We start from the raw sequence: 12609 nt of genomic DNA, 5'->3' as shown, positions 1-12609 counted from the left end.
CTAGCTTACTCCTCTTTGTGTTCATTTTTTCTAAGTATTTCGGCATTTAAACGTTCGTTAAATTCTTCAGCTGTATTGATGCCCATAATGTTCAAGCGATAATTCATCGCCGCAACTTCAATAATAACTGCCACATTTCTGCCCGGTCTTACCGGAATTGTTTTCTTTGTGATTTCAGTATCTAAAATACGTAAGGTTTCTTCATTCAAACCTACACGGTCGTATAGCTTATCTTTATCCCAGTTTTCCAAATTGATATTCAAACCGATTTTCTTCTCTGTCAAAATCGAACCTGCACCAAATAACGTCATTACGTTAATAATCCCAAGTCCTCTGATTTCTAATAAATGTTCGATTAATTTCGGCGGTTTACCAATCAATTCATCTTTCGTGATTTCACGAATCTCCACATTATCATCCGCAACAAGACGGTGTCCACGTTTTACTAACTCTAACGCTGTTTCACTTTTACCGATACCAGAATCACCAGTAATTAAAACACCTACACCATATACGTCTACTAATACACCATGTAAAGATGTTGTTTTCGCAAGTTCATGTTCAAGATATGTAGTTAATCGGCTCATTAAACTTGTTGTCGCATCTTTAGATGTGAGTAATGGTACACTGAGCTCTTGTGCCGCATTGACTAATTCTTCTGGCGGCTCAATATCACGTGTAACGATAATTGCCGGTGTATCAGGACGGCATAACTTACGTAATCTGCCTTGTCGTTCTTTATCTGGTAATAAATTATAAAATGATAATTCAGTTGTCCCTAATAATTGAATACGGTCAGACGCATAATGCGAAAAGTACCCCGCCATTTCCAAACCTGGGCGTGAAATATCTGTATTATGAATCGGACGATCCAATCCTTCTTCTCCGGCTACTAAATTTAACTTGAATCTGTTTACTATAGCTCTAGCACTTAACATATTTTCACCTCAATCAACATTCTTTGTTATATGCTCATCTCTATCATATCAAAAAAGAATGCAGAAACGTTATTGGTTTTATCTCTATTCATCTTATCATTTCTTATATGTGTTCAAAAATCAAACTTTTTTCTTTGAAGTCATAAAAAAAGACATTCCACTGCTTTAAGTGAAATGTCTTAATCTGGTTATTGACTTGTTTGTGCTGCATCACGTTCTAATACTGTTTTCAAATATTTGCCTGTATAAGAATCTGGAGATGCGGCGATTTCTTCAGGTGTACCTGTCGCAACGATTGTTCCTCCGCCATCGCCGCCTTCAGGACCTAAATCAATCAAGTAATCTGCTGTTTTTATGACATCCAAGTTATGCTCAATTATCACAACAGTATCTCCGTTATCTACAATACGATTCAATACTTTTAATAAACGACGAATGTCATCCACATGCAGACCTGTTGTTGGTTCATCTAAGATATAGATAGAACGGCCTGTTGAACGTTTATGCAGTTCTGATGCGAGTTTCACACGCTGAGCTTCCCCGCCTGACAATGTCGTCGCAGGTTGGCCGAGCTTCACGTAACCTAAACCAACATCGACTAATGTTTGTAGCTTACGTTTGATTTTAGGGATATTTTCAAAGAAATGTGTCGCATCTTCAGCGGTCATTTCTAATACTTCAGAGATATTTTTACCTTTATAAGTCACTTCTAACGTTTCACGGTTATAGCGTTTACCGCCACATACTTCACAAGGTACATACACATCTGGTAAGAAATGCATTTCAATTTTGATAATCCCGTCACCTTTACATGCTTCACAACGTCCACCTTTAACGTTAAAGCTGAAACGTCCTTTTTGATACCCTCTGATTTTCGCTTCGTTTGTTGATGCGAAAACATCACGGATATCATCAAAAACGCCTGTGTAAGTTGCTGGGTTTGAACGTGGTGTACGTCCAATTGGGGATTGGTCAATATCAATCACTTTATCAAGTTGATCAATACCTTCAATTTTATCCACTTTACCTGGTCTGATTTTCGAACGGTTTAATTTTTGTGCCAATGTTTTATACAGTACTTCGTTCACTAATGAACTTTTACCTGACCCAGAAACACCTGTAACAACAGTCATTGTAGAAAGCGGGAAGTCTACATCTACGTCTTTCAAGTTGTTACTGCTGGCACCGCGTACTTTTAGTTTACGGTCTGTCACAGGTCTGCGATGTTCTGGGACTTCAATACGTTTCTTACCGCTCAGATACTGACCTGTTAATGATTTAGAATTACGCATGACTTGTTTAGGTGTACCTGCTGCGACAATTTCACCACCGTAATCGCCTGCACCAGGGCCTACGTCTACAAGATAATCCGCTTCTCTCATCGTATCATCATCATGTTCAACCACAATCAGCGTATTACCTAAATCACGCATTTCTTTCAATGTGTTGATTAAACGATCATTATCTCTTTGATGCAAACCAATAGAAGGCTCATCTAACACATATAATACACCCGTTAAACGTGAACCGATTTGTGTGGCTAAACGAATACGTTGCGCTTCACCACCAGATAATGTACCTGATGAACGATTTAACGTTAAATAATCTAAACCGACGTTATTTAAGAAATACAATCTTGAGATAATTTCTTTCAAGATTAAATCTGCAATCTTACGGTCTTGTTCAGATAAATCGATATTTTCGAAGAAATGCAATGCTTCTTTAATGGAATACTCTACAACTTCTCCGATATTCAAACCTGAAACATACACAGATAATGCTTCTTGGCTTAAACGTTTACCATGACATGTTTCACAAGGTAATTCCGTCATATATTTCTGCATCATTTCACGAACATATTCTGATGGAGATTCATGATAACGACGTTCAATGTTCGGCACAACGCCTTCAAACTCCATCGTTCTTGTGCGTGATGCACCATTACGTTGTTCGAAAGTAAAAGTAATCTCTTTACCTTTTGAACCGTATAAAATGATGTCTTTTTGACGGTCAGTTAATTTTTTAAACGGTCTGTCCATATCAATTTTATACACTTCTGCGACACGTTTTAATAATGTCGGATAGAAGTCAGAACTTTTTGGTTCCCAAGGTACAATCGCACCTTCACGTAACGATACATTCGGATCTGGAATAACCAAATCTACGTCTACTTTTAATTTTTGTCCTAAACCATCACAAGTTGGACATGCACCGAATGGGCTGTTGAAACTGAACATACGCGGTTCTAATTCACCAATGCTGAATCCGCAAATCGGACAAGCATGATTTTCAGAGAATTTTAAAGGTTCTCCGCCAATCACATCGACTGTTAAGTTCCCTTCTGCCAGTTCTAGCGCTGTTTCAATAGAGTCAGCCAGACGTGATTCAATACCTTCTTTCACCACAAGACGGTCAACAACAACTTCAATCGTATGATTTTTATTTTTATCTAGTTCTGGCACATCATTGATATCATGAATGTCACCATCTACTCTGACACGTACATAACCTTTTTTACTGATATCTTGAAGCAGTTTTTCATGTGAACCTTTACGGTGATTCACAATCGGTGCCATTAACTGAATTTTAGTACGTTCTTCTAACTCTAAAATACGGTCAGCCATTTGTTGTACTGTTTGTGATTCAATTTCAATACCATGATGTGGACAAAATGCTTTTCCGACACGTGCATATAATAAACGAATATAATCATAAATTTCTGTTACCGTCGCAACCGTAGATCTCGGGTTTTTACTTGTCGTTTTTTGGTCAATCGAAATTGCCGGAGATAACCCTTCAATCGTATCAACATCCGGCTTATCCATTTGTCCTAAGAATTGACGTGCGTAAGCACTTAATGATTCTACATAACGGCGTTGTCCTTCTGCATAAATCGTGTCGAAAGCCAAAGATGACTTACCTGAACCTGATAGTCCAGTCATCACAATCAATTTATTTTTAGGCAATTCCACATTGACACTTTTTAAATTATTTTCACGTGCACCTTTGACCACAATAGATGGATCTTTCTTACTCACACATGTCACCTCACCCTTCTGCTTTCAGTTCAAACAACATGTCTCTTAGCTCTGTTGCTCGCTCAAAGTCTAAGTCTTTCGCTGCTTGTTTCATTTCTTTTTCTATATTTTCAATTGTTTTTTCACGTTCTTTTTTCGTTAATTTCTTAGGTACGACTTTTTGTTCTTTTTCATTTTCTTCATCTGTTTCCACTGTCGCACTAATAACGTCATGGATTTTCTTACGAATTGTTTTCGGTGTAATACCATGTTCTTCGTTGTATGCTTGTTGAATTTTACGACGACGTTCTGTTTCATCAATCGCATACTGCATAGAATCTGTAATCTTATCCGCATACATGATTACTTCACCATGCTCATTACGCGCAGCACGGCCGATGGTTTGAATTAATGAACGGTTAGAACGTAAGAAACCTTCTTTATCCGCATCTAAAATTACAACTAAAGAAACTTCTGGGATATCAATACCTTCTCTTAGTAAGTTAATACCGACAACCGCATCATACGTACCCATACGTAAGTCACGAATGATTTCAATTCGTTCTAATGTTTTTATTTCTGAATGCAGGTAATTGACTTTAATTCCCGCTTCTTTCATATAAGTCGTTAAATCTTCACTCATCTTTTTCGTTAACGTTGTAATGAGTACACGTTCATTTTTATCAATTCTATCTTGAATTTCACTTAATAAATCATCAATTTGATTCTTCGTCGGACGGACATCTATTTTAGGGTCTAATAAGCCCGTTGGTCGAATAATTTGCTCAACAACTTCATCTGAATGTTCTAGTTCATAAGGCCCAGGTGTCGCAGTCACATAAACTAATTGATGTGCTTTCTTCTCAAACTCTTCGAATGTTAATGGACGGTTATCCAAAGCACTCGGAAGTCTGAAACCATGGTCAACTAAAACTTGTTTACGTGCTTTATCTCCGTTATACATCCCTCTGACTTGTGGTAATGTAACGTGAGATTCATCAATCATAATTAACCAGTCATCACCGAAATAATCTAATAACGTATACGGTGTTGAACCATAATCTCTTAAACTCAAGTGGACTGAATAGTTCTCAATTCCTGAACAAAAGCCCATCTCTCTCATCATTTCAAGGTCATAGTTCGTACGTTGTTCTAAGCGTTGCGCTTCTAATAATTTATTATTCTCTCTTAAATACTTTAAGCGATCTGCTAATTCTTTTTCGATACGTTGAATCGCTAATTCCAATTTTTCATCTCTAGTTACGAAGTGGGATGCCGGGAAGATAGAGAAGTGTTCTCTTTCACGTAATACTTCACCTGTTAAATAGTTTACTTCGCTGATACGATCAATTTCATCACCGAAGAATTCTACACGGATACACATTTCATCTCGAGACGCCGGGAAGACTTCTACTACATCACCGCGAACTCTGAATGTCCCGCGTTTAAAGTCGATGTCGTTTCTTGAATATTGAATATCTACTAATGCACGTAGAAATTGACTGCGATCCATTTCCATTCCTTGACGGACGTTAACTACTAAACTGCTATATTCAGAAGGATCCCCTAAACCGAAGATACTGCTGACACTGGCAACAACAATGACATCGTCACGCTCAAAGAGTGAACTTGTTGCTGAGTGACGTAATTGGTCAATTTCATCATTGATTGTCGCATCTTTTTCGATAAATGTGTCAGTAGATGGCACATAAGCTTCTGGTTGATAATAATCATAGAAGCTGACAAAGTACTCTACTCTATTTTCTGGGAAAAATTCTTTGAACTCATTATATAATTGACCAGCTAAGGTCTTGTTATGGGCTAATACTAATGTCGGTTTGCCCGCTTGTTGAATGACATTACTCATCGTAAAGGTCTTACCTGTACCTGTTGCTCCGAGTAACGTTTGGTGACGTTTACCTTCTTTAATACCCTTTGAAATTTTTTCGATAGCGGCTGGTTGGTCACCTTGCGGGGTAAACTCAGAAACAATTTTAAATGGATGATGTTCCATAAAATTCGGTATCCTCCTTTATTGACACTTCTATAGAAAAATATGAGTTTTAAAATATAAATAGGTTGAGACACTTGTCGTCTGTCCCAACCATATACTTCATGTTGAGATTGCAATTAAGCTGGTTAATTCGCAACTTCCCAAAATCTCATTTCATCGTTCTATTTAGTCTTTCTATACTCTCAATTACTCTATTTCAAACTTTTTACATCACTATATATTGTAACAGATTCTGTCAAAAAGATACAAACATCTGTTCGTAAAACTACTCTTTTTCCCCAAACAAAAAGCACTTGTCTTTTTTAGACAAGCACCTGTTTCATTTCTATTCAACGATCATCTTCATGCTGTTTATGAAGACGCAATTGATCTACAATCACAAAACCAGCCAGCAGAGATACAACATCTATAAAAATAATCCATTCACTATGAAAGAATCCTTTATATATAGAACCGCCGATCAGCATTAATGTCACAATTGCGCCGACCCATTTATTTTTCGTTACTACACTAAATAGTACAACAAGTATACATGGGAAAAATGAGGCACAAAGATACCAAATGAGATGCATAAGCGGTCACCCGTCTCTTTTATTTAAAATCGACATTGTTAATTCTCGTAACTCTGAACGTGGAATGAAGTTTTCCGTTAACATTTCAGGGATGACGTTCTCGATAAAATCTTGAACGGACACTAAGTGATCAAACTGCATAATAGTTTCTAAAGACATTTCATAAATTTCAAAGAAAAGTGAGTCTGGATTACGCTTTTGAATTTCACCAAATGTTTCATATAACAAGTCGATTTTATCAGCTACTGCCAAAATTTGACCTTCTAAAGAATCATCTTTGCCTTCTTGCAGACGTTCTCTGTAAACATCTTGATATTCTTCCGGAAATTCTTCTCTAATAAAATTATCTACCATCTCTTCTTCCACTTGCGAGAACAATTTCTTCAAATCACGGCTGGCATATTTCACAGGCGTTTTAATATCCCCTGTAAATACTTCCGCAAAGTCATGATTCAAAGCTTTTTCATATAAGCTTTTCCAATCAATTTCATTGCCATGATGTTCTTCTACTGTGGCTAAGTATTGCGCTATTTTCGTTACTTTAAATGAATGTGCTGCTACATTATGCTCAAAATACTTGAATTTACCAGGCAAGCGTATCAGCTTTTCTAAATCAGATAATCTTTTAAAATATTGATGTACACCCACGTTGAGCTCACCCCTTATCTATTTAATCAAATATTATACCCGCATACACGAATATATATCAAGCACTTTATCACGATTACTTTCAATTTTATTAAAACACTTTTCTTTTACTAGCGGAAATATAACGAATAAAGAGTTTATATTTATGAACTTTATAATAATATATGTGGTTTTCCTTCACACAATGTCTGAAGTTGCTTTAACTTTACCATTTTTCTTTCTGTAATTTAAAGCATTTATTTCCGATTTACTTAACCTTTACATTTAACTTGTACCAATAAAAAAAGCACCATCCTCTTAATAGAGAACAGTGCGAATCATTTTTTAATTAGTGAATGAAGTTATAACCGCTTGCTTGACCAGCTGAAATCGTACGTGAAGTTACGACACCTGGACCATAGCCGTAGTTCATTTCAGATACACGAACTGAACCGTCGCTGTTAACACCTTCAACATATGCTACGTGACCGTATGCACCTGCTGAAGATTGCATGATTGAACCTGCTGCTGGAATATTGTTTACTGTGTGTCCCGCTGCTGCCGCTGCGTTTGCCCAGTTATTTGCGTTACCCCAAGTTGAACCTACTTTACCGCCTGCGCGATCGAATGCGTATGAAGTACATTGACCTGCAGTGTAAAGGTTTGCACCTGAATAATAAGATGGTGCACTTGTTTGATATGAAGGTGCACTATAAGAAGTTGTTGGTGCACTATATGATTGTGAATAGTTATAAGATGGTGCTTCATAACTAGTGTAGCTTGTGTTATAAGCTGCATCAGCAGTATAGTTTACAGGAGCTGATGTTGTGTGTGCTGGTGCATCATAGTTTGCTGTTGCTTGACCAGATTTTTGTTCTGTTTGTGGTACAGCTTTACCAGTATGTAACGCTTCTAAATGCGCTGCACCTTTGTCAGAAACTGCTAAAATATCGCCAGGTAAAATGATGTGTGTCACGCCTGGGTTTAATTTGTATAATTGATCTAAAGAGATTTTATGTGCTGCTGCGATTGATTTTAAAGTGTCTCCTGCTTTAACTTCTACAACGTCTGTGTCAGGTAATACTAAAGCAGTGTCTTTTTTAACTTCGTCTTGGCTTAATTTATTAAGTGATTTAATTTCATCAGTAGTAGTGGCAAACAAAGCTGCAACTTCGCTTAACTTAGCATCTTCTTTAACTACATGCGTTTGTTCTGCAGATGCAACACCATTCAATGCTGTTAATAGAGTTAATGATGATGCTGATAGTAATAAAGCTTTCTTCATTTATTATTTCATCCTTTGCTGTCATTTTTTAATCATTAATTGATAAATCCAATATAGCACAACCCTTCCGCTCTAGGTGGAATGTTATAGAGTTGTAATATAAACGTTATACTATCGTTTAATCTCTAAATCAAAGAAACTTTCTGTCAATTAAACTAAATCATTGGCACTAGTACGCTTATTAACCTTTTTAATAGGATTCTTTGTAACATAACAGTAATATTAACTCATGCATTTAACATCTAAATTTACTTTTATCAATAATGTTTTTTGTTTGATAAAAAATAAAAGACCAAAGTATATTATACTCTGGTCTTGATTTGTGACATTACGCGTCACGGTTATCCATTTGTGTACGTAAGTACGCTTCAATGAATGGTCCTATTTCTCCATCCATTACTGCGTTAACGTTACCTGTTTCTTCATTCGTACGGTGATCTTTCACCATTGAATATGGATGGAAAACATAAGAACGAATCTGACTGCCCCAGCCGATGTCTTTTTGTTCGCCTCGGATTTCAGCCATTTCTTTTTCTTGTTCTTCTAATTTCAATTGATACAATTTAGATTTCAACATTTTCATAGCCGCTTCACGGTTCTTAATTTGTGAACGTTCGTTTTGGTTATTTACTACAATACCTGTTGGATGGTGGGTAATACGGATGGCAGACTCTGTTTTGTTGATGTGCTGACCACCGGCACCTGATGCTCTGAACGTATCGACTGTAATATCATCCGGGTTAATATCGATTTCGATTTCATTATTATTGAATTCAGGGATGACATCACAAGAAACGAATGACGTATGACGTCTGCCTGATGAGTCGAACGGTGAAATACGTACTAAACGATGCACACCTTTTTCAGCTTTTAAATAGCCATACGCATTATGACCTTTGATTAACAATGTCACACTTTTAACGCCCGCTTCATCACCAGGTAAATAATCTGCTACTTCTACTTTAAAGTTTTTATCTTCAGCATAGCGTTGATACATACGAAGCAACATGCTCGCCCAGTCTTGTGATTCTGTACCGCCGGCACCTGGATGCAATTCTAAGATTGCATTGTTATCATCATAAGGTCCATTTAATAATAACTGTAATTCAAATTCGTCTAATTTACTTTTAAAGTTTACAGTTTCTTCTTCTAAGTCTGCTTTTAAATCTTCATCATATTCTTCTTGCAGTAATTCGTGCGTCGCGTTCATATCTTCGATTTCTGCTTCTAAATCACGATAGCCTTGCACTACTGACTTTAACGCATTATTTTTATCGATAATTTCTTGCGCTTTATTTTGATCATCCCAGAATGTCGGTTCTGTCATCATTTCTTCATATTCTTGGATGTTTGTCTCTTTTTCTTCTAAGTCAAAGAGACCCCCTAAGTTGTTCTAATTTTTCACTATAGTTCGCGATATTACGCTTAATTTCAGATAGTTCCATCTTTTTTCTCTCCTGTACATTGATTGATTAGTTTGTTCTATACTTTTCCTATTTTAGCATAACTTAGAGATATGCTTGTATGAAAAAAGAACCGACTGCCTGTAAGGAAGAACAAATTTTCTTCCTTACAATACGCAATGGTTCTTAGAAATGCATACTATTTGCCGCAGCAGTTTTTGTATTTCTTGCCGCTTCCGCATGGGCAGGGATCGTTACGGCCGACTTGGTCGCCTTTCACAATCGGTTTCGCTTTGACTTTCTCTTTACCGTCTTCAGCTGAGACATGCTGCCCTTTATACTCCTTTGCTTTATCACGTTCCACATCATCTTCTACTGTGATGACAGACTTAAGGATATATTTGCTGACATCTTCTTCGATATTCATCATCATATTATCGAACAGTTGATGTCCTTCATTTTGATAATCACGAAGTGGGTTTTGTTGTCCGTATGAGCGTAAATGAATACCTTGACGTAATTGGTCCATCGTATCGATATGGTCTGTCCAACGACTATCGATAGAACGTAATAAAATCATACGTTCGAACTCATTAAATTGCTCAGGAATATTAGCTTTTTGTTTTTCATAAGCAGCTTCAACTTTTTCCCATACTGTATCAAAGATATCTTCTCTATCTTTACCTTTGATTTCAGAGATATCTAATTCACCTTCATGTAAGAAGACATCTTCTACATAATTAATGAACGGATCGTAATCTACTTCATCTAAGTCATCATTTACATAATAACCGATGGCGCGATCTAGTGTTGAACGCATCATTGTTTTTACAAGATCAGAACTTTCTTCATTATCGATAATGCTGTTACGTTCACCGTAAATAATTTCACGTTGCTTACGTAATACTTCGTCATATTCAAGGATACGTTTACGCGCATCGAAGTTATTACCTTCTACACGTTTTTGTGCAGACTCTACAGCACGAGAAACCATTTTAGATTCAATCGGTGTAGAATCATCCATACCTAAACGGCCCATCATATTTTGAAGACGTTCTGAACCGAAACGTACCATTAATTCGTCTTGAAGTGATAAGTAGAAACGACTTTCACCTCTGTCACCTTGACGACCAGAACGACCACGTAATTGGTCATCGATACGACGTGATTCATGACGTTCTGTACCGATAACTGCTAAACCGCCCAGTTCTTCGACACCTTCGCCAAGTTTGATATCTGTACCACGACCGGCCATGTTTGTCGCAATCGTTACAGCACCTTTTTGACCTGCAGTAGAAACGATTTCTGCTTCACGCTCATGGTTTTTCGCGTTTAAGACGTCATGACGTACGCCGCGTTTTTTCAATAACTTAGAAATATATTCACTGGTTTCAACCGCTACTGTACCTAAAAGAATCGGTTGACCTTTTTTATGTTTTTCTACAACATCTTCAACCACCGCGTCGAATTTACCTTTTTGACTAATATAAATTAAATCAGGTTTGTCGATACGTTGTACAGGACGGTTCGTCGGAATTTGCGTAACTGTCATATTATAGATATTACGGAACTCTTCTTCCTCAGTTTTCGCTGTACCTGTCATACCAGATAATTTGTTGTACATACGGAAGAAGTTTTGGAACGTAATCGATGCCATTGTCTTAGATTCATTTTGGATTTGCACGCCTTCTTTTGCTTCAATCGCTTGGTGCAACCCTTCTGAGAAACGACGACCTGGCATTGTACGACCTGTAAATTGGTCAACGATTAATACTTCACCATCTGTCACCATGTAGTCGACATCACGTTGTAGTGTATAGTTGGCACGTAATGCTGTATTGATATGTGTAATAATATCTACGTTGTTTAAATCATATAAGTTATCCAGTTTAAACATACGTTCAGCTTTATCTGCACCTTGATCTGTTAATTGAACAGATTTTGTTTTCTCATCATAGTTATAATCATCTTCAGCTTTCAACATTTTCGCAAATACGTTCGCTTGTGTGTAAAGTGATGTTGATTTTTCTGCTTCACCAGAAATAATTAAAGGTGTACGTGCTTCGTCGATTAAGATAGAGTCGACCTCATCAATGATGGCGAAGTGAAGCGGACGCATAACACGTTCTTCTGCATAATTCACCATGTTGTCACGTAAGTAATCGAAACCAAGTTCGTTGTTAGTACTGTACGTGATATCTTCATTATAGGCTTGGCGTTTCTCCTCTGTTGATAAACTGTTTAAGTTTAATCCTACAGATAAACCTAAGAAGTTATATAACTCAGCCATTTCTTCACTTTGTACACTTGCTAAATATTCGTTGACTGTAATAACGTGTACACCGCGACCTGCTAAAGCGTTCAAATACGTCGGCATTGTCGCTGTCAACGTTTTACCTTCACCGGTTCTCATTTCTGAAATGTCACCGTTATGAATCGCGATACCACCCATAACTTGGACACGGTAAGGTGACATATTGAACACACGTTTAGCCCCTTCTCTTACTAAAGCAAAGGCTTCAGGAAGGATTTCGTCTAATATTTTATCTTGTTTAACTACATCTTCTTCAGCTTGAACTCGTTCTTTAAGTTCTTGTGTTTTATTTCTAATTTCTTCATCAGTAAGAATCGACATTTCCTCTTCCAATGCGAGTACTTTGTCCGCTTGCTTACCTAGGCGTTTAATTTCTCTCTTATTGCCGTCAACAATTTTTGATAAAAAACCCATTCTGTTCGCTCCTTTGGTATAAAAA

At 37.1% G+C, this 12609-nt stretch carries 8 protein-coding genes; all 8 read right to left on the bottom strand.

The genetic code is table 11. The features are described from left to right. Positions 1 to 5: 5 nt before the first annotated feature. The 8 genes from hprK to secA all read right to left on the bottom strand — a co-directional run bounded on the left by hprK (position 6) and on the right by secA (position 12584). Positions 6 to 938: an HPr(Ser) kinase/phosphatase gene (hprK, locus tag CD112_RS05600; protein WP_002481551.1), complete on the bottom strand. Its 933-nt coding sequence runs from the start codon at positions 936 to 938 to the stop codon at positions 6 to 8. A 188-nt stretch (positions 939 to 1126) separates the two neighbouring features. Next, positions 1127 to 3976: an excinuclease ABC subunit UvrA gene (uvrA, locus tag CD112_RS05595; protein ID WP_002481550.1), complete on the bottom strand. Its 2850-nt coding sequence runs from the start codon at positions 3974 to 3976 to the stop codon at positions 1127 to 1129. A 10-nt stretch (positions 3977 to 3986) separates the two neighbouring features. Then, positions 3987 to 5969 (bottom strand): excinuclease ABC subunit UvrB, encoded by a 1983-nt coding sequence (uvrB, locus tag CD112_RS05590; protein ID WP_002481549.1) that lies wholly within the window; start codon positions 5967 to 5969, stop codon positions 3987 to 3989. 329 nt (positions 5970 to 6298) lie between these two features. Continuing rightward, positions 6299 to 6541, bottom strand: coding sequence for a CsbA family protein (locus CD112_RS05585; RefSeq protein ID WP_002481548.1), 243 nt, complete (start codon positions 6539 to 6541; stop codon positions 6299 to 6301). A gap of 6 nt (positions 6542 to 6547) precedes the next feature. Beyond that, positions 6548 to 7189 (bottom strand): YfbR-like 5'-deoxynucleotidase, encoded by a 642-nt coding sequence (locus CD112_RS05580; protein WP_002481547.1) that lies wholly within the window; start codon positions 7187 to 7189, stop codon positions 6548 to 6550. Between the two features lie 328 nt (positions 7190 to 7517). Then, on the bottom strand, positions 7518 to 8453 hold the full coding sequence (locus tag CD112_RS05575) for a COG3942 and LysM peptidoglycan-binding domain-containing protein (protein ID WP_002481546.1): 936 nt from the start codon (positions 8451 to 8453) through the stop codon (positions 7518 to 7520). Between the two features lie 328 nt (positions 8454 to 8781). After that, a protein-coding gene (gene prfB, locus CD112_RS05570; protein ID WP_096754524.1) for a peptide chain release factor 2 occupies positions 8782 to 9898 on the bottom strand; the annotation gives its coding sequence in 2 pieces (ribosomal slippage) (positions 8782 to 9825 and positions 9827 to 9898; 1116 coding nt in all). A 157-nt stretch (positions 9899 to 10055) separates the two neighbouring features. Further along, positions 10056 to 12584, bottom strand: a complete 2529-nt coding sequence (gene secA / locus CD112_RS05565) for a preprotein translocase subunit SecA (RefSeq protein ID WP_023015375.1) — start codon at positions 12582 to 12584, stop codon at positions 10056 to 10058. Positions 12585 to 12609 lie beyond the last annotated feature (25 nt).

Origin of the sequence: Staphylococcus simulans (genome assembly GCF_002902285.1) — a bacterium.
GTDB lineage: Bacteria > Bacillota > Bacilli > Staphylococcales > Staphylococcaceae > Staphylococcus > Staphylococcus simulans.
This window is presented reverse-complemented; position numbering and strand designations above follow the sequence as displayed.